Genomic DNA, 23,577 nt, shown 5'->3' with positions numbered 1-23,577 from the left:
CTGGACCTGTCGCGGTTTGATGCCGCTCCTTTGATAGCATTTATTGCAGCAAAGGAGACGAACTATGGGAACGAAACGGACGGACGAATTCCGCGCTGATGCGGTGCGGATTGCACTGACCAGCGGTCTGACACGCAAGCAAGTTGCATCGGATTTGGGTGTAGGCTTATCGACGCTGAACAAATGGGTTACGGCTCATCGCCATACGGATGTGGTTTCGGACAAGGACCTTGTCCTTGCCCGTGAGAATGAACGGCTTCGTCGTGAGAACCGTATTCGCAAGGAGGAGAGGGACATCCTAAAAAAGGCCACAGCCTTCTTCGCGCGCCAAAGACAGCGGGCCGACATGGTTGTTCTAGCCCACATCAAGGAGCAATCCCGGCTCAGCTTGGGCAGCTATGGCCGTCCCAGAATGACCGAAGAGCTGAAGGAGCTTGGCCTGAACGTCGGCCACCGTCGGGCGGGGCGTTTGATGCGGGAAAATGGAATACGGGTTGAGAGATCGAAGAAATACAAGGTAACGACCGACAGCAACCACGCCTTCAACATCGCGCCGAGCCTGTTGAACCAGGACTTCCGTTCGGATCAGCCGAACCAGAAGTGGGCCGGTGACATAAGCTATGTGTGGACCCGAGAAGGATGGCTCTACCTTGCCGTGATCCTTGACCTGCATTCCGCGGCGGGTGATCGGCTGGGCCGTGAGCAATCGCATGAAACGCGACCTGGCGATCCGTGCGTTGAAGATGGCGGTCGCGTTGCGACAGCCGCCCAAGGGCTGCATCCATCATACGGATCGTGGAAGCCAATACTGCTCCCATGATTATCTCAAACTCCTGCGCCAGCACGGCTTCAGGGTATCGATGCGCGGCAAGGGAAATTGTTATGACAACTCTGCCGTCGAGACGTTCTTCAAAACGATCAAGGCCGAACTGATCTGGAGGCAGTCCTGGCCAACGCGACGGGCAGCGGAGATGGCAATCTTCAACTACATAAACGGGTTCTAAAATCCACGCCGGCACCACTCAGCATTGGGATGGAGAAGCCCAGTCGCTTTCGAGAAGAAAGTCGCCTAAACGAGCACTTGGGGCGACACTAAAACGCAACAGGTCCAGCCTCGTTACCGGCTCAATGTAGGCGGTCTTAGCGCCGACCGCTGCAATCCAATCGCGGACGGCCTGAGCAATGAAGCCAGCTTGTGCGCCATTGGTCCGAGCGACAATAGCGAGCGGGCCGTTGTCCGACCGACTGAAAGCAGGAACGCCGCGCAAGATAAACAAGTCCGTCAGCGCATCGATAACCTCTGTCGAGTTCAGCTGCCGTTTCACCCGGATCGACCCGTTGCCCGGCAGGCGATTTGGCAAAGCCAAATCTGCCGAGAGAGGGGCATTCCCGGCTGTGTTCATCCAAGATATTGAGCGTTCGGAACGCTTTCCCGTCATCGGTTCGATGATGCATCGAGCCATTGATAGCGCCGTTGGCTCGAGCGACAATGGCGAGGGTCACACGACCATACATGGTTGCGGTACTCCGGTCGCAAACGAACACACGAGCCATCGTTGAGCCAGAGCCTCCCTTTCTTCGGCTGCTTCATTGGCACTTTGAGCCCTTCACGCCGCCACAGACGTTCGACACGCTTGTCGTTCACAAGCCATCCGGCGTCTCTGAGCAAAGCTGGCATACGGCGGTAGCCATACCGACCATACTGGCGAGCCAGTTCGATCATATCAGCCACTAGACGCCCCTCGTCAGCACGGCCAACCGGCACGACGTTATGTGGACCGGTGCTGTCCCAGAACACGACAGGCTCGCCGCTCCGATACCCTGAACTGGCTACAAACATGCTCGATACAGGCACGACGACGCGAAGGGCTCAGTCGTTTTCCCGTGCAGCTTCCGAAAGAATGAGCTTGTCCAGCGTCAGGTCCGACACGGCTCGACGCAGCCGATCATTCTCTTTCTGAAGCCCCTTTAGTTCCTTCAGTTGCTTGGTTCCCATATTGGATCCTCCATTTCATAACTATACGGGCGGACCAATTCAGTGGGGGAGGATCAGGTAGCATAGGCTCGAAGCCGAAATTCGCTGCGTGCTGTATGATTGGCAGTTTTCGATATCACGTCACAAAGCGATAGACCCGTAAGTGATTCACGAATGTGATAGATTATGCTACCTCAAATGATGGGGCGATTTACTTCTAATGTGACAGAACTCAAATCTCACAACCCCATAAGTCACACACCTAGCTGCGTGTTCATGTCGAATTCTTCACAACCCTATCTGTGCCGCTTCGGGCCTGTTGGGCCAGTCTCAGGCTGATCACAAGGCAAAACCCGGCCCTTTATAGAGCCGGGTTGTTTAATTTGATAATGAACAATCAGTTACATATGAATGACACGATCAAAGGCATCCAACACGCTTTCATGCATCATCTCTGACAGGGTTGGGTGCGGGAAAACGGTGTTCATCAGGTCTTCTTCGGTGGTTTCCAGCTGACGCCCAACCACATAGCCCTGAATCATCTCGGTCACTTCTGCGCCCACCATATGCGCGCCCAGCAATTCGCCGGTTTTCGCATCAAAGATGGTTTTCACCATGCCTTCAGCTTCGCCCAAAGCAATCGCTTTGCCGTTGCCAATAAAGGGGAAGCGACCAACTTTGATATCATATCCCAGCTCTTTGGCTTTGGCTTCGGTATAGCCAACACTTGCGACCTGTGGATGACAATAGGTGCAGCCTGCAATGGTTTCGGGCTTTACGGGATGCGCATGTTTGCCGCCGATCAGATCTGCGACCATCACGCCCTCATGGGACGCTTTATGCGCCAGCCAAGGCGCACCTGCGATATCGCCAATCGCATAAAGCCCTTCAACACCGGTGCGACAGTAGGCATCTGTCACCACATGGGTGCGGTCAATTTTCACGCCAAGCGCTTCCAGACCTAGACCTTCGACATTGCCGACAATCCCAACTGCAGAAATGACCGTATCAAATTCCTGTTTCTCAACCTTGCCGCCGGTTTCAATGTGGGCAACCACTTTGCCGTTGCCACGATCCAGCTGTTTGACCATGGCTTTTTCCATGATCTTCATGCCCTGTTTAACAAAGCTTTTCTTGGCAAAGGCCGAGATTTCCGCATCTTCTACGGGTAGCACGCGATCCATCACCTCGACCACGGTCGTATCCGCGCCCAATGTGTTGTAGAAGCTTGCAAATTCAATCCCAATCGCACCAGATCCGATCACCAAAAGTTTCTTTGGCATACGTTTCGGATCAAGCGCGTGTTTATAGGTCCAGACCAGATCGCCATCCGCCTCAAGACCGGGCAGTTCACGGGCACGCGCCCCGGTTGCCAGGATGATGTTCTTCGCAGTCAGCTCTTCACTGCCCTTGTCAGTTTTAACCGATACCTTGCCTTTGGCGGGAAGCGTTGCCTCTCCCATGACCACAGTGATCTTGTTCTTTTTCATCAGATGGCCAATGCCCGAAGACAACTGTTTGGCCACGCCGCGCGACCGCTTCACCACCGCATTCAGATCATAGCCAATGTTGTCCGCTTTCAGGCCGAACTCGCCCGCGCGCTCCATCAGGTGGAACACTTCAGAAGACCGCAACAGGGCTTTTGTTGGAATGCAGCCCCAGTTCAGGCAGATCCCGCCCATATGCTCCCGTTCAACAATGCAGGTTTTCAGGCCAAGCTGCGCCGCACGGATAGCGGCCACATAGCCCCCCGGACCCGCGCCCACTACGATTACGTCAAAACTCTGAGCGGCCATGATGCTTCCCTTCCAGACAGGATCCTCAAAACTAGTTTACCGTTAAACTACTTTTTGACGCGCCGCAACGGCGCAGTGCCCGCGCATAGCAGACCTGCGTCTTTTGCGCCGCAAGCGGTACAGTTGCACCTGTATTCTACTGTGATGAGGAGAGCGTAAACATCCAGGTAAACGCTCTCCTTTTTTCTAAAACTGGCGACCCAATAAGCAGATTATTCAGCAGCTTGCAGCACACGTACCGTGCTGCCGTATCCGCCGGATGCGACATAATCCATTTCCGCTGCGGTGCTGTGCCGACCAAGTGCCGCGTTGCGATACGGAAACCGGCCAAAAGCGCGGATAACTTCGCGGTGCGCGCGCGCATGCAAAAGATTCGCCGGACCAAACTTTGGCATCCGCTCCAAAAGCAAACGCACACAGCGTTCCTGATCCTCCAGATTTTCCGAATGCATCAAAGGCAAATAAAAGAACTGGCGGGCGGGTTCGTCAATTTTCAGGTCATATTCCTGTTTGATCGCGCTTTTGGCGACCGCACAGGCAATCGCATCGGCGGCAAAGGCCCGCGGATCCTCACGAAACATATTGCGCGGGAACTGGTCCGTGAGGATCAGATAGGCAAGCGCACCGCTGGGATAGGTCAACCACATGGAATAGCGCCCCTCACAGGCGTCCTCCCATGCCCCAAGAAACTGTTCGCGGATCTGCTGATCCAAGGTCTCATCTTGCAGATACCATCCCTTGGGGCCAACCTGATCCAGCCAGAACTCCAGGATCTGCTCGGGCGCTGTCATCTTACTTACTCCGTATAAATACCTAGAACCACCATGCGCAGGTTTTACGGGTATGTTACAGAGTGAAATTGGTCACAAAACACAACAAACACCCATGATTTTGAAACATTGTTGTTTTCAGGGGGTCGTTGCGACCACTAGGCGCTGGCTTCACTGTTCTCCTGTTCCTCCAGTTCGGTCTCAATAATGTACTCTTGGCCCCATTCCACCGCAACAGGTGACGCAGTTGGCGCCATCATCGCGATGGCACCTGTCTCATCAACTGGCACGGTCTCACGCTGGGTGCTGCGATAGATCGCAAAGGCCACCAACGCACCAAGCAGCGTTGCAATAAACAAAAAGAACCCCTTTGGCCCAAAGATCGCATCGCCCATCAGCCAGCCAATAATCAGCGGGCCGGCCGCCGCGCCGACACCGTTGATAAAAACAAGCCCCCCAGAGGCCGCAGCCATGTCGTCATGATCCAGATAGTCATTGCTGTGGGCCAATAAGATCGAATAAAGCGGGTTCACCATCGACCCGGTCACTAAGGCAGAAATCAAAAGCAGATTATACGCTCCGCCGGACATCATCCCAAACAAGGCCGAAAGCCCCGCCGTGCCGGACACGATGATAATAAGTAAACGCCGGTCCATACGATCTGAGACCCAGCCAAGTGGGTATTGCGTCAGCAAGGTGCCCGCATAGAAACAGGCCACAAACAACGAGGTTTGGCGCAGATCCAGCCCGGCGGATGTCGCATAGACTGCGGACATGCCAAACATGGCAGAGAAGACGCCACCAATCAGGAACATGCCCACACAGCCCAGTGGTGTAATTGTAAACAGCTCTCCCAGGCTCATCCGTTTTGCAGTGTCGAATGCCGGCGTCGGAGAGATCGACAAAAGGATCGGTGCCACCGAAACGGAAACCAGAATAGAGGCAATGACAAACGGCAGATAATCTGCCGGGTCTCCGATCAACAAAAACGCCTGTGCGAGCACCAGTCCAAGCGTCATCACAACCACATACAATGACAGCGCTTTCCCACGGTTTTCATTGTCAGCCGCGTTGTTCAACCAGCTTTCCGCAGTGACATAAACGCCGGAAAAGCAAAACCCGACAATCAGGCGGCCCAGGGTCCACACCACCGGAGAGGTCAGCGCAGGATAAAGGATCATAACGGCGGAAATCAACGAGGCCAGTGCAGCAAAGACCCGCACATGCCCCACCCGGCGGATCATCGTCGGCGCGATCCAAGATCCAAACATCAGCCCTACAAAATAGGCCGACATGACAAAGGACATCGTAAAGGTCGAATAGCCTTCGATATCGCCCCGAATGCCCAGCAAAGACCCCTGCAACCCGTTGCCAAGCATCAAAAGACCAACACCCAACAAGAGCGCCCATGCGCTTGACAAGACCTGTAACATCTATGGTGCCCCTCTTTGATTGCGGGTTTGCCCTAAATCGCGGGGCAAATGCTGTGCAAAACACGTTTCAGTTCTGTGGAAATCGGGTCACATATGACCCATGCACCGGACGAATCCGATGTGTCCATCTCATATGAGAATCATTTCACAGGTCTACGTCTGTTCGCGACATCGCGCGCGGGTTTTATGACGTTTCCGGGATCAGCAAAGATGCATCCCCATAGGAAAAGAACCGGTACTCTTCAGACAACGCATGGGCATAGACCGCTTTCATGCGCTCTTGCCCCATCAGGGCAGACACCAGCATCAGCAATGTTGATTTGGGCAGATGAAAATTGGTCATCAACGCATCCGTCACATGAAAGGTAAAACCCGGATAGATAAAGATATCCGTTTCCCCCTCCCAAGCAGTCAACGTGCCATTGCGCGCCGCACTTTCGATCAATCGCAACGCAGTTGTGCCAACAGGGATCACACGTCCGCCCGCTGCTTTGGTGGCAGCAATCTCCGCCGCGGCTTCTGGGCTGACCCGTCCCCACTCCGCGTGCATTTTATGGGTGGTCACGTCCTCAACCTTGACCGGTAGGAACGTACCTGCGCCGACGTGCAGGGTCACATGGGTAAACCCAACACCGCGCGCGGCAAGCGCATCCAACAAAGGTTGATCAAAATGCAGGGACGCCGTTGGCGCAGCAACAGCCCCGGCGTTTTTGGCCCAAACCGTTTGATAATCCGTTTTGTCCTGCGCGTCAGCGGGGCGCTTTGCAGCGATATATGGCGGCAAAGGCATCGCACCCGCCTCTGCCAATGCCGTATCAAAATCCGCCCCGGTCACATTAAACTGCAAGATCCCCTGCCCGTCCTCAACACCGCGCAGCTGCGCAGAGAGGTCTTCAGAGAAGATAATTTCTTCGCCAGTCTTGATCTTTTTCAACGGCTTCAACAGCGCTGTCCAGCAACCATCCGCGCGTGGCTCCAGCAAGGTTACTTCAATCCGGGCCTGAACTGGGCCTTGGGCGCTATTGCGATGACGAAACCCCGACAGGCGCGCTGGAATAACTTTGGTATCATTCAAAACCAGCCGATCGCCGGGGCGCAGCCACGACAACAGATCCTGCACGCTCTCGTCATGCACAACATCGCCGTCCGCCACCAACAGGCGCGCGGAAGAGCGCGGAGTCGCCGGGCGGGTGGCAATCAGGGTTTCAGGCAGGTCAAAATCAAAATCGCTGAGTTTCATGCGCCGTGCTATAGGGCCCCTTGCAGGCAAAGCAAAGCAAATTCATTAGCGTTCTTCGCTGCGCGCCTGAGGACTGTTTTCTGGGCGTGTGCTGTAGGCTTCGGGCGGTGTTTCGCCGGGCAGCAAGGGGGCTTCCCCCCGGAACACCTCCCGCAGAAACCCGGGTGCCAGCCCTGATAAGGGGTTCACCTGCACCTTAGGATCGTCCGCCGTGCCGCGCAGATTAAAGGCAAACCCGATCAGTCCTTCCCCTTTACGAGTCAGAAAACTGCCAACCGCGTTCAGCAGGTAAATCGGTGACAGAACGCCGCGCATGTTCAGCGCGCCGGTGTTCAGATCGTAAATCCCATCCATCGACAAGCCAATGGAAGGCCCAACCGCACTGCTTTCAACAAGCTTAAAATGGGTTGGACCCAGCTGGTATTTGGCGTCAATGCTTGTGAACAACAAACCCTGCCCCGCCAGTTCGTTCACAAGGCCAATCAGACTCAGACTGTTGATCAGAGCAAGAACCGCAGGCGCATCTGTGATTCTGGTATTTTCAGCACGGATCTGGCCTTCAAAATGGCCGGGCCGATCTGAAGGCGCAAAGGTCATATCAAAGCTTCCTCCAACCCCGTGGCGCAACAGGCCTGCAGATCGAAAGACGCCGCCGGCATCCTCAGATTGAATGCGCATGGCCGTGCCCGCAGGTTGTGCCACCAAGACACCGTTGACAGGTGTGTCGCCATTCAATCGGCCCGCAAATTGACCATTGACCCCACCAAGTGCTGAAACCCGACCACGCGCACCGTGCAACGCAATTGAATCTGTAACCTGAACGCGATCCAATGCGTAAGTAATCGGTCCCAACCCCGAAGAAGAGCCACCGCTTGCACTGCCACTGCTCGCGCTTTCACTGGTAAAAGGCGCCGTACGCAGATCCAAAACGCCCCCGTTCAGGCTGACTGCCGGTGGCGCAGTCCCCCGCCCGGTAAAGGTTACACCGCTTCGCAGCCAGCTGCCCATCTGCAATTGGGCAAAACGCGCGCGCTCCAACCCACCGTTTGCGCGCAGTGTGATATCACCACGCGCGCGCAACCCTGCCGCTTCAATCTCGATGGTGTCGACGCGCGGTGTGTCGCCAAGGGTGACATCTACCGCCAACCGGCCATTTGCATTCTGCCCCTTTCGCCAGCTCAGGGCCGGAATTTGCAAGCCAACCCCGCGCAGATCACTTTCAAGGGTCAGGCGCGGCGCAGCCCCCGTAGGCAATGACAAGACATAGCGGCCCTGCCCTTGGCCAAACACCGTGCGTGCTGGCAATCCGATGTTCAATGCGGTCATCGCCGCATCTGATAATTCTATCTGCCCAACAACCTGATGGGTGACGTCAGGGTTTTCTCCCAATGGCAGGGTCCAACGTGCGGTGGCGGGGATACCGCTAAAGGTGCCCTCCCCCTCAAGCGCGACAAAACTCTGATCCCCGGTGAGGCGCAGTTGATCAGCGCCCAACACATGGCCCGGCACCAGCTTCTCTGTCTCAGCGTCAAATATATCAGCCGTGTAGTGGTATTTTATGTCCTCAACCAGCACCCCATCTTTGAGCGGCAGCGCCAGTGTGCCAGAGGCACGCGCATATCCCGACACAAGATCAACAGGCAAATCTGCCTTTTCCATGACCTGCAAAGGTGGGCGATCAAGCAAAGACAGCGCAGCCGTCACCGCGCCTTCGGCTTGCAACCGAACCACCCCGGGACTGCCATCTGTGACAGTGGTATCAGGAATAATAAAAGAGGTGCCGGTGACGTCCAAACTGCCCCCGACATCCGGCGTCACATGGCCGCTGGTCGCAATCGCCACCAAACGGGTTCCATGAATGGAAAACTGGCCAGCGGCGTCTTTCAGGACAGGCAGATCTTTATGGTATCGCACATCCGCATCACGATACCCCAAATTCAATGACACAAAGGGCGCCTCTCCGGGACGCCCCCGCACCGAAAGGCGCACATCATGCGCCTCGGCTGCCAAAATATTATCACGGACCCAAGCGCGGGGTTTGGGCGATGCCGCAGCAGGCCACAGCGCTTTCACCTGCTCTGCACTGGCCCTGTCCACCTCTACGTCAAGATTGTAGCGCCAGCCAGACGAGCGGGCGGAAACATCTCCGCGCATCAACACCGAACTGTCACCTGTCTGGATGTGTGTCTCCCCGATTTTGATGCGGAACGGATCCAGTTCCATCTTGAAATCGCTTTGCAAACCGGCAAAAGAGCGCGGCGCATCATAAAGGTTGGCAGGATTCAGCGTCAGATCGGTAAAGCGCAGCTGGCCAACAAGAGAGGACAAATGCCCCGTTTGAAGGCCTTCAAGCTGCGCCAGCCCTTCCATACGTCCAGACCCCCAGGCACTGTCGACCAAGACATCATCAAACTGCAGCGTTTCCGCTTTGGGATAATAGGTAAAATAGCTGCTGGCCCCGGTAAAACGGATGGGTCGCGTTTCATCAGTGGGCTGCAACGCGCCCTCCCCCAGTTCAAGCGTGACCGCGACAGGGTTTAGCTCTCCATCACTGTTCAGCCCGCCGCGCAGCGCGCCCGAAATAGGGACCCGCAAAACATTCAGCCATTCCAAAGCAGGTGTCTGAACCGCGATATCCTGTGCAGAGACTTCGCTAAATGAAATCCCAAACTCTGCAGCCGTATCTCCGATGTCAGACGTATAGCTGGCTTCAACAAGGCTCGCACTTGCGCCACCGCTCAATACTGAAAATCCCGCAGACAACGTGACTTCTTTGGCGGCGCGATCCAACGTCATGTACCCGCCATCCAAAGTCCAGGCGCGATCAATCCTCAGATCCTCATAGCGCAAGGTGACACCATCAACAGAGATCCCCTCAAGCTGTGACAACCCCGCGCTCGTCAGAACCTGTTCCCAGTCTTCGATCAGCTGCGGAACAGACTGCGCTTGGCGCAATGCATCGGCACCATCCGCAAAGCTCACTGCAACTCCATCTTCGGCCCGCCTTAACGTCGCCAACAAACCGCTGAGATACACCGAGGTGGGCTGAACTTCACCGCGCATCAGCGCGGCCATCGACACAGAGGCCTGCGCATCTGCCAATGCAACCGCTGGCCTGCCATCGGGATAGGTCAGCTGAACATCCTGAACACCAATACGAGGATGCCACCCCTCGTCTATCACCAGACGGATGGCGCCAAACTCGATCCCGAGCCCATCAAGCTGGGGTTCGATCCGGTCTTCGATATAGGTGCGCATGCTGGGCGGCAGGTTGATTTCAGTCTCGGTTGCGGAATAGATTGATGCAATGGCCGCAAGACCAAACAGCAGCCCCCCTGTGAAAACCCCAGAAAAAATGCGCCGCCCCCACCTGCGCCGACGTGGTTTTCGGGGGCGCGGTGTCTGTTCAGGGCGGGATTTTGGATTTGCATCAGGGGTGACTTGATCAGGCTCTTCAGAAACGATGTCATCAATAGGCTGGCCTGAGGCCGAGTCATGGGCCTCTGAGGTGCTGGACGCAGGCAGGCTGGACACAGGCTGGTCAGAGGTGGGCGGCCCTTCGATCGGCCGCGCAACAGCCACCATCTCCGCGTCAGCGCCTGATGCGGAAGGATCACTTGGATCTGGCCTCTGATCGCCAATATTTTCGTCTGCGTCTTTGATCTGTCCTTTTCCTTTGTCGCAAGTCACCTATGTTTGGAAAAACACTTTACTTTTTCCAGCTGCGGAGCGCAAAGAGATGACTGCCCCTATTGACCTGACCGCCGGTGACATCGCCCCTGATTTCACCCTGCCCCGTGATGGCGGAGACCTCGTGTCACTGCAAGATCTGAAAGGCCAAGCGGTTGTTTTGTTTTTCTATCCTCGCGATGATACGCCGGGCTGCACGAAGGAATCCATTGGTTTTTCCGAAAGTCTGGACGCCTTTAAAGAGTCAGGCGCAACTGTGTTTGGACTATCACGGGACACGGTGGCAAAACACGAAAAATTCATTGCCAAACATCAGCTCACCACGCCGCTGCTGTCCGCCGCAGAGCATTCAACCTGTGAAGACTATGGCGTCTGGGTTGAAAAAAACATGTATGGCCGCAAAAGCATGGGGATTGAACGCAGCACGTTCCTGATTGATGCCGAAGGCAAAATCGCCCGCATCTGGCGCAAAGTGAAAGTGCCCGGCCACGTCGAGGATGTACTGCAGGCTGTGAAAGAAATGCACGCATAACGCAGGCGCTCCCGCCCCGACGCGTGGCCATAAAGGCCCCGCTGGCCGCGTTGGGCCAAGCGCCGCACGCATACGCGCGGCGCTGCATCGTACCTTATCAAGCGCGCGCTCTATCTTGTCCCCTATATCTTTTTGCCTGCGCCTCGTCGCGCGTGTCGTGTGATCGCAGCGCCTGCGGTGCGGTATTCCCCGCATTTTGCTTGCAGGTTTCGCAGGAGGATGTCAGGGGAAGGAAGGACATCAACGTTTTGCCCCGTTTTTTAGGCCGGGGTGCGCGTTGCTCCTTTTATGTGATCCATTGCTAAAACAGGTCGTATGATGCCCGATATACAATCAGATGCTCCCAAAACGCTTGCGGATATGGCAACTGAGGTGCTGAACACGGCAGATGGTCGCGCAAAAACTGCGCTGTCACGACGCTATGCGGCCGACTGGCGTGCATCACGACAAGAGGGCGCGTCCGCCATCGAGATTGGAACAGCTGCTCCCCCCTTACATCCTGCACGCCCTGACCAGCCAGAGCTATTAAACCCCCGCGACGTGCCCAAACGCAAACCCGGTTCAGATGCAGGGCGCAAAGCTCTGCTTCATGCCGTGGCGCATATCGAGTTGAACGCTGTGGATCTGCACTGGGACATCATTGCACGCTTTTCGCATACCCCCCTGCCCCTTGGTTTTTTTGACGATTGGGTGCAGGCCGCCGATGAAGAGAGCAAACATTTCAATCTGATGTGTGATTGTCTGGAAGATCTGGGCAGCTATTACGGCGAACTGCCTGCACATGCGGGCATGTGGCGCGCCGCCGAAGACACGGCTGAAGATTTGATGGGGCGTCTTGCGGTTGTTCCCATGGTACTGGAAGCACGTGGGCTTGATGTGACACCCGGGATGATCAAAATCTTTAAAAACGCCAAATTGGACAAAGCCGTTGCCGCGCTTGAACTGATTTACGCAGAAGAGGTCAGCCATGTCGCCTATGGGTCAAAGTGGTTTAATTTCCTGTGTGGCCGTCACAATGAAGATCCCAAAGAGGTGTTTCATACCTTGGTGCGTAAATATTTCAAAGGCGCGCTGAAACCGCCATTTAATGAAGAAAAACGCGCAGACGCAGGGTTGCCACCAGATTTCTACTGGCCCCTGTCGGATCAGGAACGGGTTTTGCCCAGCCTTGATTGAACGCAGGATACGCCGAGCTGATCGGCGGGTTCTCGCCCAAAGTTGCTCTAATCTAAGGTGAATTCTGCGTTAATTCCGCAACAGGCTTGCCCCGTTCTCTCCTGCTCGGTATCTCCCAACGTCAGAACTATTGACCGATGGTGGCGGACAGCTTGCTATCGCTCAAACCAATGGCAGTAAGGAGCAGACGATGCGCACACGTCTGGGGATCAGAATTCATGGGCTTCTGGAAAAACGTTTTCCAGAGCGGCGCGTTTTTCTGAAATCTGATGACGATACACGGTTTGTGCGGCTCAGCTCTGAGGTGCAGCTTGCTGTTGCGGCAGGTGTCACCCTGTTCGTCGGATGGTCTTTTGTTGCCACCTCCGTTGTGTTGATGGACAGCATCGGCGCAGGCAATTACCGAGAACAGGCAAAGCGCGACCAAAGCAATTATCTGGCGCGTCTGAATTCGATTTCAGAAGAACGCGATGCACGGGCCAGCGAAGCCCTTGCCGCGCAAGATCGATTTAACGCCGCGCTGAAACAGATTTCTGCGATGCAATCTGAACTGCTGGCCTCCGAAACCCGCAGACGAGAGCTGGAAACCGGTATTGAGGTGATCCAAACCACCCTGCGTAAGACGATGGCGCAGCGCGAAGCTGCACGCGCCTCTCTGAAGGAATTGCGTGAAAACACGCTGGAAGACAGCGCAGCGCAGCTGGCGGCAATAACCGCCCCAGCCCAGATGGATTTTGTGACGCAAGCGCTGGAAGACACCGCCCGCGAGCGCGACCAAATCGAAGCAGACGCGCAGCACGCGCTTGATGAAATGGATGCGCTTCACGCTGAAATCCATGACATGGAGCAGCGCAACGAGCAGATTTTCCGCCAGCTAGAACAGGCTATGGAAGTGTCCGTGGAACCTCTGCAAAAAATGTTCAGCGCAGCCGGTCTAAAGACAAACCGCATTTTGGATGAGGTGCGCCGGGGCTACAATGGTCAGGGCGGCCCGCTGGAACCCTTGGCCATTTCCACCAGCGGCGAAGCCGCCAGCGCGGATCAGGTGCGCGCCAATGATCTGCTGGCACAGATGAGCCAGTTAAACCTCTATCGCCTCGCGGCTGAGCGCGCGCCCTTTGCAACACCCGTCCATCTAAATCAAGTGCGCCAGACCTCAGGCTTTGGCTATCGCCGCGATCCCAAAACCGGCGGCCGTCGCCTGCACAAAGGGTCTGATTTTGCCGGATCCACTGGCACAGATATCTTTGCCACCGCAGATGGCGTTGTGAAAACCGCAGGATGGCAATCCGGCTATGGCCGCGTCGTTATCATCCAACATGCCTTTGGGATTGAAACCCGATATGCCCATAATTCAAAACTTCGCGTTCAAGTTGGCCAAAGGGTCTCGCGCGGGGATCATATTGCTGATATGGGTAACACCGGACGGTCCACCGGAACCCACCTTCATTACGAGGTTCGGGTAAATGGCACACCAGTTAACCCGATGATCTATATCAAGGCTGCAAGAAATGTTTTCTAAAAGCAAAATCAACGAGCCCGGCGCAAAGCCCGAAACCACAACGCCAGCGGCGCCTGCTTCGGCAGCCCCGACAGCCGCACCTGCAGCGCCAGCTGCAAGCGATTTCAAGGCAAGCGCCCCAAAGCCAAAGCCACCGGCCTCTATCCTGTCGTCTGATCTGCACATCACAGGCAATCTGAAAACCAGCGGCGACATTCAGGTTGAAGGCACCGTCGAAGGCGACATCCGCGCGCATCTTCTGACGATCGGCGAAAGCGCCACCATAAAAGGTGAAGTCACCGCAGATGACGTGGTCATCAACGGCCGCATCATCGGCCGCGTGCGTGGTCTGAAAGTCCGCCTGACCGCCACCGCGCGTGTTGAAGGCGACATCATCCACAAAACCATCGCAATTGAATCCGGTGCGCATTTTGAAGGATCTGTGCAACGCCAAGATGATCCGCTCAACCCCGGTAAAGCCGCGGCAAAACCTGCAGCCATCGCAACCGACGCATAAAATCGGAAAAAATCATTTGAATTCAAGAGGTCACAGTTTTGTTAACTGTGGCCTCTTTTCTATTTGAACGAGAACCGAAAAGCTGCCACAAAGTTTAAATAAATATTAACAGCCTATACCGAAAGTTTAGTTAAATGGCAGATATTCAAATTTCCGCTGAACAAGACAACCTGACTCTCTTTAATCTTTTTGGTTCAAACACTGGCGCAACAATAACATTCGATTCACAATCTGATACGACACTTAATTTCAACATATCAAACGGCAATGAACTTCAATTAACAGGGCAATTCAATGGCGCGAATACCAGTCGCTGGTCTGTGTCATCCATCGATATCTTGCGTAATGGTCAAAGCCTGATAACCGCAACAGATTTTTTCTTACCCTTCGATGATTTGGCAGGCGCAAATACCTACACGTCCTTTAGAGACTTGCTCCTTGACGGGGATGATACCATCGTGAACCGATCTTCAGGCAGCGGCACACGCACATGGTATGGAGAAAGCGGTAGTGACCGGTTCGACTTGACTGACAGCGATGATGTCGTTCTTGGCGGTGACGGCGATGATACGTTTGTTCTGCATGATCGTCTTCAGGATGCGCGCTTTGAAAGCGTACAGGATCGTATCATCATCGAAAGCGCCGATGGCACGGATCAGATCCAAAGCGTTGAAATTCTAGAATTCAACGATCGCACAGTCGCGGTTTCCCTTGATGACACTGAGACAGATCGTTTTACAGGAGATCAAAGCGACACCTCAAGAGATGACCTCGCCTTTGGTGGTCGTGGAAATGATCGCATGTCAGGGCAAAGAGGTGATGATATCCTGTTTGGCGAAGACGGGGATGATACCCTTGACGGCGGTCGGCAGGATGACCGTCTTGACGGTGGTTCTGGGAACGATCATCTGATGGGCAGCCTTGGCCGCGATACGCTCCTTGGTGATACCGGGGACGATCGCCTGAACGGCGGCTCAGACAATGACCGCTTACTCGGAGGCGCAGGAAATGACCGTCTGATTGGCGGCAATGGCCGGGACGTTCTGTCAGGTGGAGAGGGAAATGACACGCTTTCCGGCGGGGCGCACCGTGACCGGCTGATGGGAAATGAAGGCAACGACGTCCTTCAAGGCCGTCTCGGCAGTGACACTCTCTTTGGCGGGCTTGGCGATGACCGCCTGAACGGGGGCGCAAACAGCGACACCCTGAACGGCGGTGAGGGGTCCGACACATTGAAAGGTGGCGCAGGCGAAGATCTGTTTGTGTTCACAGCCGACAGCGGCAGAGATGTGATCCGGGATTTTGAAATTGGCGAAGATCAGATCACCTTTGGCGATGCTGCAAGCTCAATTGATGATATCACATTCAGCACCTCTGGCCCCGATGATGTTGTCCTAGGCCTGGGATCAAGCCGTATTGTGATCGAAAACACCTCTGTTGACGATCTTCTAGCGAGCGATAGTTTTCTCTTTTGATCACGAATGGGGCGGTACAATTGCCGCCTGACCCACAATATCTGAGCACGTTCTGCGCACAGTCAATGGAGATAAGCCGATGTTGAGGAAAACACTCTTAGCGACACTCGTTTTCGCCGCTTCAATGAGTGTCGCCGCTGCAGATGAGATAAGACGGATCCACTCTGAGGCCCGCATGATAGATCTGGTGGCCGCGCATACCTATAAAGACGCAAAAGGCAATTGGGTCCGCATCAACGCCAATGGTACGATGGTCGGCCAATACGGAGGGAAACCCCTAAATGCCAACTGGGTTTGGTCCGGCGCATATTGGTGCCGGAACGGTCACCTAGGCGGGGTTGCAATTGGCAGCGATTGTCAGGAATTTTACGCGAGCCGCACACAGTTTCACACCATACGCAACAAAGGCAAAGGGGACTGGAGCAGCCTTATGACGCGCCAGTGATTGGTCCGTCCGTGATCTTCTAACACATACCCGGCCCCTTTTTTTCAAAGGGACCGAGCGTTTATGGATTACTCGGTCACAGTGACCTTGTTCATCGTGTCGGGAGCACCGATCACAGCGCCATTGCCGCCTGTGCCGCGCTTGATCGCATCAACCACATCCATGCCGCCGGTGACTTTGCCCACAACGGTATATTGACCGTTCAGGAAAGGACCCGGCTCAAACATGATAAAGAACTGAGAGTTCGCACTATTTGGGTTCTGTGACCGCGCCATACCAACAACACCGCGTTCAAACGGAATGTCGGAAAATTCAGCCGCCAGATCGGGGCGTTCTGATCCGCCACGGCCCGCCGCGCGCAGATCCTCACCCAATTTTCCAAACTGCACATCACCGGTTTGCGCCATAAAGCCATCGATCACACGGTGAAACACCACGCCATCATATTGACCTTCTGTCGCCAGCGCGGTGATCTGTTCAACGTGACCGGGTGCCACATCTTCAAACAGATCAATTGCCACGGTGCCATTAGCCCCCTCGCCCGCGATCTCGATCTCAAGACCGGTGGCAAAGGCGGGCGCCGCTGCACATGCAGCCAGCGCCCCCGCTGTCAGAAGCTTACGCATCTGCAGCCACTTTCACGGTGATCATGCGATCGGGATAGGTGGGCGGCTCGCCTTTGGTGATCTTGTCGACCAGATCCATGCCTTCAATGACACGGCCATAAACGGTGTATTGACCGTTCAGGAAATGGTTGTCTTTGAAGTTGATGAAGAACTGAGAGTTTGCACTGTCTGGCATAGAAGAGCGCGCCGCCCCCAATGTGCCACGGTCATGGGGCAGTTTGGAAAACTCTGCTGGCAGATCCGGCAGGCTGGACCCGCCTGTGCCCGCCATGCGCAGATCAAAACCGTCTTCCATGTCGCCATTGGCCACATCGCCAGTTTGCGCCATGAATCCGTCAATCACACGGTGGAAACAGACATTGTCATACTCACCCGCGCGCGCCAGTTCTTTCATGCGTTCGCAATGCTTAGGTGCCACATCGGGCAGCAGCTCGATCACGACATTGCCGCTCTCCAGCTCGACGATAACTGTGTTTTCTGGATCCTTGATCTCGGCCATGGGGCCCTCCTGATGGTCTTTGATGGCCTGATAGTTACGCCCTGCAGCCTCAATTGCCAAGGGACCATTGACTGATGCGCAAAAAGCCCCGAAACAGGCGGGAGAGCGCCTGAGGTTTAGCGATAACATAGGGCGCAGGATTATGGCATAAGCGACAGGAGCACAGCATGGGCTGGAATTCACTGGATGATATGGACCTCAACGGCAAACGCGTCTTGGTGCGTGTTGATATCAATGTGCCGATGGAAGAGGGTCGCGTCACCGATGACACCCGCATTCAACGCATTGTGCCAACCATTCGCGACATTCTGGCACAAGGCGGACACCCCATTCTGCTTGCCCATTTTGGCCGCCCCAAAGGCAAGGTCGTGCCGGACATGTCGTTGCAACCCCTTGTGCCTGCACTGGAAGCGGCCTTTGGCGCACCTGTGATGTTTTGCGCAGACTGCCGCGGCCCCGCGGCAGAGGCAGCCGTCAGCGCGCAGTCTGACGGTCAGGTCGTTCTTTTGGAAAACACCCGTTTTCACGCCGGAGAAGAGAAAAATGATGCATCCCTTGCGGCTGAAATGGCGCAGCTGGGCGATATCTACTGCAACGATGCGTTTTCAGCAGCCCACCGCGCCCATGCCTCAACCGAAGGTCTCGCCCGTCAGCTGCCCGCCTGTGCCGGTCGTTTGATGCAGGCTGAACTGACCGCGCTGGAAGGGGCGCTTGGCACGCCTGTGCGTCCGGTCACAGCGGTTGTGGGCGGCGCAAAAGTGTCCACCAAATTGGACCTTCTGGGCAATCTGGTGGCCAAGGTCGACACGCTGGTGATCGGCGGTGGCATGGCCAACACCTTCCTGGCCGCCCAGGGTGTTGATGTCGGCAAATCCCTGTGCGAACACGATCTGGCCGAAACCGCGCGCGAAATTTTTGCAAAAGCGGAAGCAGCAGGTTGCACGATTTTATTGCCGTCCGATGTTGTGGTCGCGCGTGAATTTAAGGCCGGGGCTGAGAATGAGACCGTTGCTGCCAGTGCCTGCCCGGTGGATGCGATGATTTTGGATGCAGGCGCTGATACTGTTGCCGCAGTTTCTGCAGCGCTTGATCAGTCCAAAACACTGATCTGGAACGGGCCTATGGGGGCCTTTGAAATTCCTCCCTTTGATGGTGCCACAAACGCAGCTGCACAAAAGGCAGCAGAGCTGACCAAAGCAGGCACGCTGACCTCGGTTGCCGGGGGTGGTGATACGGTTGCAGCCCTGAATCAGGCAGGGGCTGCTGAAGATTTCACCTATATTTCAACCGCTGGCGGTGCCTTTTTGGAATGGATGGAAGGCAAAGAACTGCCGGGCGTTGCAGCCCTCACCTCTTAAGCGCCCAGCAAAAAAAGGGGGGGCTCCCGCGTCCTCGTGCCTCACAAGGTGTGAGACCTCGGACTTGGGCATGGCAGCGCGCCTTTGGCGCGCTGCGGCTGGTGGCTCAAACTCGCGAAACAGATACCCCAGACCATAGCCCAGAGTAGCCCGATCAGGATGCGTCACCCTAGCGCAACACAATGTGTCTTCTGTGTTTTGGCCTTTTCACAACGTGACGCGAATGTGTCATAGATTTAGGGCACGCATGATCCTTCCGTGCATTCATCTCAGTTTGTCTCGGTGATAGGCGCACTCTTTCGTGACACGCAATTCTAAACCTTCTCTTGGGTCTTTTGCATTTTTTGCAATTGCTTTTGCACTGAGCGCTTATTTCACTTTTGCGGCTGTCCAAGGGGATTTTGGCCTGTTCAGACGTGTGGAAATCGAAGCTGAGGCAGCTGCATTGCAGCAGGATCTGAACCAGCTGTCGGATAACATTCAAGAGATGGAAAACCTGACACGTCGCCTGTCGGATGATTTTCTGGATCTTGATCTTTTGGATGAACAGGCGCGCGCGGTCCTTGGCTTGTTGCGCGCAGATGAGCTGGTCATTCAATAGCGCATATTGTGCCCAAGCGCGCTCCCTCTCTTAAGAAAGATCCGGTTTGGTTTTTTACGTGCGTTTTTTGCGCGATACGCAACAGTGTATAAACCTGTCTCAGTTAGGGGTCGCCAGAGAGGCTAAAATGATTTAAGAGATAGTTTAACGCTAAACTATCTTGGCAAAAGGGAGAGCCAGCCACCATGGCCGCAAGAAAATCCACCAAGAAACCAAATGTTTCGGCTGATGAGCTGAAAAAATACTACCGCGAAATGCTGCTGATCCGCCGATTCGAGGAAAAAGCAGGACAGTTGTACGGGATGGGGCTGATTGGCGGCTTTTGTCACCTGTACATCGGTCAGGAAGCGGTTGTTGTCGGCCTTGAAGCTGCCGCAAAAGACGGTGACAAGCGCATCACATCCTATCGCGACCACGGCCACATGCTGGCCTGCGGCATGGAAGCGGGCGGTGTGATGGCTGAGCTGACCGGACGTGAAGGCGGCCTGTCCAAAGGCAAAGGCGGCTCGATGCATATGTTCTCGAAAGAGAAACATTTCTACGGCGGGCATGGGATCGTCGGCGCGCAGGTGCCACTGGGTGCGGGTTTGGCGTTTGCCGATAAATACAAGGGCACCGACAATGTGACCTTTACCTATTTCGGGGACGGCGCGGCCAACCAGGGCCAGGTGTATGAAACCTACAATATGGCGCAGCTTTGGGATTTGCCCGTTGTTTTTGTGATTGAAAACAACCAATACGCCATGGGCACATCAGTTCAGCGCTCTACCAAATCCCCCGCCCTTTGGAAACGCGGCGAAGCCTATGGCATCGCGGGCGAAGAAGTGGACGGAATGAATGTCTTGTCTGTCAAAGAAGCAGGCGAACGCGCCGTGGCGCACTGCCGCGCAGGCAAAGGACCATATATTCTAGAGGTCAAGACTTACCGCTATCGCGGGCACTCGATGTCGGATCCGGCGAAATACCGCACCCGCGAAGAAGTGCAAAAAATGCGCGATGAACGCGATCCCATCGAACAGGTGCGCGACATGCTGCTGACCGGCAACCACGCCACCGACGAAGATCTGAAAGCCATCGATAAAGAGATCAAGGCGATCGTGAACGACGCCGCAGAATTCTCCAAAACCAGCCCAGAGCCTGCACTCGAAGAGCTGTGGACTGACATTTACGCCTAAGGGGAAGACCAAGATTATGGCAACTGAAATTTTGATGCCCGCCCTGTCGCCAACCATGGAGGAAGGCACGCTGGCCAAATGGCTGGTCAAAGAGGGCGATACCGTGAACTCTGGCGATATCATGGCCGAGATCGAGACGGACAAAGCCACCATGGAATTTGAAGCGGTGGACGAAGGTGTGATCGGCAAGATCCTCATCGCAGAAGGGACAGAAGGCGTAAAAGTGAACACGCCCATCGCTGTGCTGCTTGAAGAGGGCGAAAGCGCGGATGACATCCAACTGTCAGCGCCTGCTGCCAGCGAAGCGCCGGTCGCAGAGGCACCTTCGGCGCCCGCAGCGCCCGCCGCTGCTGCCGCAGTCCCAGCTGCACCGGCCGTGGACATCGAACCAGACTATCCTGCTGGCACCGAGATGGTTCAGCAAACCGTGCGTGAAGCCTTGCGCGACGCGATGGCCGAAGAGATGCGCGCCGATGAAGACGTGTTCCTGATGGGCGAAGAAGTCGCTGAATATCAAGGCGCTTACAAGGTCTCACAAGGCCTGTTGGATGAATTTGGCGCAAAGCGCGTCATTGACACGCCCATCACCGAGCACGGTTTTGCAGGCATCGCCACCGGTGCGGCCTTTGGTGGCTTGCGTCCGATCGTGGAATTCATGACCTTCAACTTTGCGATGCAGGCGATTGACCATCTGATCAACTCCGCCGCCAAGACATTGTACATGTCCGGCGGTCAGATGGGGGCACCGATGGTGTTCCGGGGCGCCAATGGCGCGGCCGCCCGCGTAGGCGCTCAGCACAGCCAGGATTATGCCGCATGGTATATGCAGGTGCCCGGTCTGAAGGTTGCGATGCCCTACTCCGCATCCGACGCCAAAGGCCTGATGAAAACCGCCATCCGCGACAATAACCCTGTGATCTTCCTTGAGAACGAGATCCTCTATGGCCGCTCGTTTGAGGTGCCAAAGCTGGACGATTACACCGTGCCCTTTGGCAAGGCCCGCATCTGGCGGGAAGGCACTGACGTAACCATCGTTTCTTTTGGCATCGGCATGCAATACGCGCTGGAAGCGGCAGACAAGCTCGCCGAAGAAGGCATCTCGGCCGAGGTGATTGACCTGCGCACCCTGCGCCCGATGGACACACCGGCAATCATCCGTTCGGTGATGAAAACCAATCGTCTGGTCACGGTTGAGGAAGGCTGGCCACAAGGCTCTGTGGGCAATTACATTTCATCCGTGGTGATGCAAGAAGCCTTTGATTATCTGGACGCGCCAGTGATCAACTGCACCGGCAAAGACGTGCCCATGCCCTATGCGGCTAATCTTGAAAAACACGCACTGATCACCACCGATGAGGTGATTGCCGCTGTGAAACAAGTCACCTATCGCTAAGGGAGCACGATCATGCCCATTGAAATTCTCATGCCCGCCCTGTCTCCCACGATGGAAGAAGGCACGCTGGCCAAATGGCTGGTCAAAGAAGGCGATACTGTCTCTTCCGGTGATCTGATCGCTGAGATTGAAACCGATAAAGCCACCATGGAGTTTGAAGCCGTCGACGAAGGCGTTGTTGCTAAAATCGTAATCGCTGAAGGCAGCGAAGGTGTAAAAGTGAACAGCTTGATCGCCGTGTTGCTTGAAGATGGCGAAAGCGCCGATGACATCTCCGCAGGTGGCTCAACAGGCGCATCCGCGGCGCCTGCCGCAGCGGCAGCTGAGGCGGCCCCTGTGGCCGTTGAAGCAGCCGCTTCCCCCCCTGCCGTCGCAAGCCCTGCCCCCGCAGCGCCTGCCGCGGCGGATGGGTCGCGCATCTTTGCCTCACCCTTGGCCCGTCGCATTGCAGCACAAAAAGGTCTGGACCTGGCGGCAATCAAAGGCTCTGGACCCAAAGGCCGCATCATCAAGACTGACGTTGAAAACGCAACGGCCGCGCCCAAAGCGGTACAAACCACTGCCGCAGCACCTGCGCCAGCGCCAGCAACAGCCGCAGCACCTGCTGCGGGTCCTTCCGCTGATGCCGTTGCCAGAATGTACGAAGGTCGCACCTTTGAAGAGGTCAAACTGGACGGCATGCGCAAAACCATTGCTGCCCGCCTGTCTGAAGCAAAACAGACCATCCCGCATTTCTACCTGCGCCGTGATATCAAACTGGACGCTTTGCTGAAATTCCGCAGCCAGCTGAACAAACAGCTGGAATCCCGTGGTGCCAAGCTTTCGGTCAATGACTTTGTCATCAAAGCTGTTGCCAATGCGCTGCAGCAGGTACCAGAGGCCAACGCGGTCTGGGCTGGCGATCGCGTGCTCAAAATGAAAGCCTCTGATGTGGCGGTTGCCGTCGCGATTGAGGGCGGATTGTTCACACCTGTGTTGCAGGACGCCGACATGAAATCCATGTCTGCCCTGTCTACGGAAATGAAAGACCTTGCCACCCGCGCGCGTGACCGCAAACTTGCCCCCCACGAATATCAGGGCGGCTCTTTTGCGATCTCCAACCTTGGCATGTTTGGCATCGACAATTTTGACGCCATCGTGAACCCACCCCATGCGGGCATTCTGGCCGTAGGCACCGGCGTCAAGAAACCCGTGGTGGGCGACGACGGAGAGCTGAGCGTAGCCACAGTCATGTCCGTCACCATGTCGGTGGACCATCGCGTCATCGACGGCGCACTGGGGGCCGAGCTGTTGAACGCCATTGTCGACAATCTGGAAAACCCAATGGTGATGCTCGCCTAAAGGCCGGTTTCATTATCAGCATCTTTGACGCCCC

At 55.6% G+C, this 23,577-nt stretch carries 18 protein-coding genes and 2 pseudogenes; 12 read left to right on the top strand and 8 right to left on the bottom strand.

Features of this window, described 5'->3' with window-relative positions; all coding sequences use genetic code 11:
- Nucleotides 1-64 precede the first annotated feature (64 nt).
- Nucleotides 65-1,073, top strand: a pseudogene (locus BLP79_RS16395) (IS3 family transposase).
- Between the two features lie 48 nt (nt 1,074-1,121).
- On the opposite strand, the pseudogene BLP79_RS16390 reads toward BLP79_RS16395, so the two are convergent.
- The 6 genes and pseudogenes from BLP79_RS16390 to BLP79_RS16365 all read right to left on the bottom strand — a co-directional run.
- Nucleotides 1,122-1,996, bottom strand: a pseudogene (locus BLP79_RS16390) (IS3 family transposase); the annotation flags it as partial.
- 380 nt (nt 1,997-2,376) lie between these two features.
- The gene (gene lpdA, locus BLP79_RS16385) at nt 2,377-3,771 is read right to left on the bottom strand and encodes a dihydrolipoyl dehydrogenase (protein WP_090220776.1); all 1,395 of its coding nucleotides are present in this window, start codon (nt 3,769-3,771) and stop codon (nt 2,377-2,379) included.
- A gap of 212 nt (nt 3,772-3,983) precedes the next feature.
- Nucleotides 3,984-4,562, bottom strand: coding sequence for a DUF924 family protein (locus tag BLP79_RS16380; protein ID WP_090220774.1), 579 nt, complete (start codon nt 4,560-4,562; stop codon nt 3,984-3,986).
- Between the two features lie 137 nt (nt 4,563-4,699).
- Nucleotides 4,700-5,974 carry an MFS transporter gene (locus BLP79_RS16375; RefSeq protein WP_090220772.1) on the bottom strand — a complete coding sequence of 425 codons (1,275 nt, stop codon included), beginning with the start codon at nt 5,972-5,974 and terminating at the stop codon, nt 4,700-4,702.
- Between the two features lie 184 nt (nt 5,975-6,158).
- Complete coding sequence (gene queA / locus BLP79_RS16370) at nt 6,159-7,214, bottom strand: tRNA preQ1(34) S-adenosylmethionine ribosyltransferase-isomerase QueA (RefSeq protein ID WP_090220771.1); 1,056 nt, start codon at nt 7,212-7,214, stop codon at nt 6,159-6,161.
- 45 nt (nt 7,215-7,259) lie between these two features.
- Nucleotides 7,260-10,904, bottom strand: a complete 3,645-nt coding sequence (locus BLP79_RS16365) for a YhdP family protein (protein WP_232716256.1) — start codon at nt 10,902-10,904, stop codon at nt 7,260-7,262.
- Between the two features lie 49 nt (nt 10,905-10,953).
- Here BLP79_RS16365 and bcp point away from each other — a divergent pair, with 49 nt between their 5' ends.
- From bcp to BLP79_RS16335, 6 genes are all read left to right on the top strand, one after another.
- A complete protein-coding gene (gene bcp / locus BLP79_RS16360; RefSeq protein WP_090220769.1) occupies nt 10,954-11,436 on the top strand; it encodes a thioredoxin-dependent thiol peroxidase in 483 nt (160 codons plus the stop codon).
- Between the two features lie 318 nt (nt 11,437-11,754).
- Nucleotides 11,755-12,612 (top strand): ferritin-like domain-containing protein, encoded by an 858-nt coding sequence (locus tag BLP79_RS16355; protein WP_090220768.1) that lies wholly within the window; start codon nt 11,755-11,757, stop codon nt 12,610-12,612.
- A 190-nt stretch (nt 12,613-12,802) separates the two neighbouring features.
- Nucleotides 12,803-14,134, top strand: a complete 1,332-nt coding sequence (locus tag BLP79_RS16350; RefSeq protein ID WP_090220766.1) for a M23 family metallopeptidase — start codon at nt 12,803-12,805, stop codon at nt 14,132-14,134.
- Nucleotides 14,124-14,630 (top strand): bactofilin family protein, encoded by a 507-nt coding sequence (locus BLP79_RS16345; protein WP_090220764.1) that lies wholly within the window; start codon nt 14,124-14,126, stop codon nt 14,628-14,630. The genes BLP79_RS16350 and BLP79_RS16345 overlap by 11 nt, the downstream gene beginning before the upstream one ends.
- Before the next feature lie 134 nt (nt 14,631-14,764).
- On the top strand, nt 14,765-16,105 hold the full coding sequence (locus BLP79_RS16340) for a calcium-binding protein (protein WP_090220763.1): 1,341 nt from the start codon (nt 14,765-14,767) through the stop codon (nt 16,103-16,105).
- A 79-nt stretch (nt 16,106-16,184) separates the two neighbouring features.
- Nucleotides 16,185-16,550: a hypothetical protein gene (locus BLP79_RS16335; protein WP_090220761.1), complete on the top strand. Its 366-nt coding sequence runs from the start codon at nt 16,185-16,187 to the stop codon at nt 16,548-16,550.
- Between the two features lie 68 nt (nt 16,551-16,618).
- Here the strand turns inward: BLP79_RS16335 and BLP79_RS16330 are convergent, their stop codons facing one another.
- Together BLP79_RS16330 and BLP79_RS16325 are read right to left on the bottom strand one after the other, a co-directional pair.
- Nucleotides 16,619-17,176: a peptidylprolyl isomerase gene (locus tag BLP79_RS16330; protein ID WP_090220759.1), complete on the bottom strand. Its 558-nt coding sequence runs from the start codon at nt 17,174-17,176 to the stop codon at nt 16,619-16,621.
- Nucleotides 17,169-17,675, bottom strand: coding sequence for a peptidylprolyl isomerase (locus BLP79_RS16325; protein WP_090220757.1), 507 nt, complete (start codon nt 17,673-17,675; stop codon nt 17,169-17,171). Before BLP79_RS16325 ends, BLP79_RS16330 begins: the two co-directional genes overlap by 8 nt.
- Nucleotides 17,676-17,842: 167 nt before the next feature.
- On the opposite strand from BLP79_RS16325, the gene BLP79_RS16320 reads away from it, so the two are divergent.
- From BLP79_RS16320 to BLP79_RS16300, 5 genes are all read left to right on the top strand, one after another.
- Nucleotides 17,843-19,033, top strand: coding sequence for a phosphoglycerate kinase (locus tag BLP79_RS16320; protein WP_090220756.1), 1,191 nt, complete (start codon nt 17,843-17,845; stop codon nt 19,031-19,033).
- 301 nt (nt 19,034-19,334) lie between these two features.
- Complete coding sequence (locus BLP79_RS16315) at nt 19,335-19,634, top strand: FtsB family cell division protein (RefSeq protein WP_090220754.1); 300 nt, start codon at nt 19,335-19,337, stop codon at nt 19,632-19,634.
- A gap of 185 nt (nt 19,635-19,819) precedes the next feature.
- Nucleotides 19,820-20,809 (top strand): pyruvate dehydrogenase (acetyl-transferring) E1 component subunit alpha, encoded by a 990-nt coding sequence (pdhA, locus tag BLP79_RS16310; RefSeq protein ID WP_090220752.1) that lies wholly within the window; start codon nt 19,820-19,822, stop codon nt 20,807-20,809.
- A 16-nt stretch (nt 20,810-20,825) separates the two neighbouring features.
- The gene (locus BLP79_RS16305; RefSeq protein ID WP_090220751.1) at nt 20,826-22,202 is read left to right on the top strand and encodes a pyruvate dehydrogenase complex E1 component subunit beta; all 1,377 of its coding nucleotides are present in this window, start codon (nt 20,826-20,828) and stop codon (nt 22,200-22,202) included.
- A 12-nt stretch (nt 22,203-22,214) separates the two neighbouring features.
- Nucleotides 22,215-23,543, top strand: coding sequence for a pyruvate dehydrogenase complex dihydrolipoamide acetyltransferase (locus BLP79_RS16300; RefSeq protein ID WP_090220749.1), 1,329 nt, complete (start codon nt 22,215-22,217; stop codon nt 23,541-23,543).
- Nucleotides 23,544-23,577 lie beyond the last annotated feature (34 nt).

It is taken from the genome of Epibacterium ulvae (genome assembly GCF_900102795.1).
Classification (GTDB): Bacteria; Pseudomonadota; Alphaproteobacteria; order Rhodobacterales; family Rhodobacteraceae; genus Epibacterium; species Epibacterium ulvae.
The sequence above is the reverse complement of the archived record's forward strand: the minus strand, read 5'-3'. Positions and strand labels throughout refer to the sequence as shown.

What these genes read in the sequence shown, in the direction of transcription:
- lpdA (WP_090220776.1), bottom strand. Translation starts at nt 3,771, where the DNA reads ATGGCCGCTCAGAGTTTTGACGTAATCGTAGTGGGCGCGGGTCCGGGG.
- BLP79_RS16380 (WP_090220774.1), bottom strand. Translation starts at nt 4,562, where the DNA reads ATGACAGCGCCCGAGCAGATCCTGGAGTTCTGGCTGGATCAGGTTGGC.
- BLP79_RS16375 (WP_090220772.1), bottom strand. Translation starts at nt 5,974, where the DNA reads ATGTTACAGGTCTTGTCAAGCGCATGGGCGCTCTTGTTGGGTGTTGGT.
- queA (WP_090220771.1), bottom strand. Translation starts at nt 7,214, where the DNA reads ATGAAACTCAGCGATTTTGATTTTGACCTGCCTGAAACCCTGATTGCC.
- bcp (WP_090220769.1), top strand. Translation starts at nt 10,954, where the DNA reads ATGACTGCCCCTATTGACCTGACCGCCGGTGACATCGCCCCTGATTTC.
- BLP79_RS16355 (WP_090220768.1), top strand. Translation starts at nt 11,755, where the DNA reads ATGCCCGATATACAATCAGATGCTCCCAAAACGCTTGCGGATATGGCA.
- BLP79_RS16350 (WP_090220766.1), top strand. Translation starts at nt 12,803, where the DNA reads ATGCGCACACGTCTGGGGATCAGAATTCATGGGCTTCTGGAAAAACGT.
- BLP79_RS16345 (WP_090220764.1), top strand. Translation starts at nt 14,124, where the DNA reads ATGTTTTCTAAAAGCAAAATCAACGAGCCCGGCGCAAAGCCCGAAACC.
- BLP79_RS16340 (WP_090220763.1), top strand. Translation starts at nt 14,765, where the DNA reads ATGGCAGATATTCAAATTTCCGCTGAACAAGACAACCTGACTCTCTTT.
- BLP79_RS16335 (WP_090220761.1), top strand. Translation starts at nt 16,185, where the DNA reads ATGTTGAGGAAAACACTCTTAGCGACACTCGTTTTCGCCGCTTCAATG.
- BLP79_RS16330 (WP_090220759.1), bottom strand. Translation starts at nt 17,176, where the DNA reads ATGCGTAAGCTTCTGACAGCGGGGGCGCTGGCTGCATGTGCAGCGGCG.
- BLP79_RS16325 (WP_090220757.1), bottom strand. Translation starts at nt 17,675, where the DNA reads ATGGCCGAGATCAAGGATCCAGAAAACACAGTTATCGTCGAGCTGGAG.
- BLP79_RS16320 (WP_090220756.1), top strand. Translation starts at nt 17,843, where the DNA reads ATGGGCTGGAATTCACTGGATGATATGGACCTCAACGGCAAACGCGTC.
- pdhA (WP_090220752.1), top strand. Translation starts at nt 19,820, where the DNA reads ATGGCCGCAAGAAAATCCACCAAGAAACCAAATGTTTCGGCTGATGAG.
- BLP79_RS16305 (WP_090220751.1), top strand. Translation starts at nt 20,826, where the DNA reads ATGGCAACTGAAATTTTGATGCCCGCCCTGTCGCCAACCATGGAGGAA.
- BLP79_RS16300 (WP_090220749.1), top strand. Translation starts at nt 22,215, where the DNA reads ATGCCCATTGAAATTCTCATGCCCGCCCTGTCTCCCACGATGGAAGAA.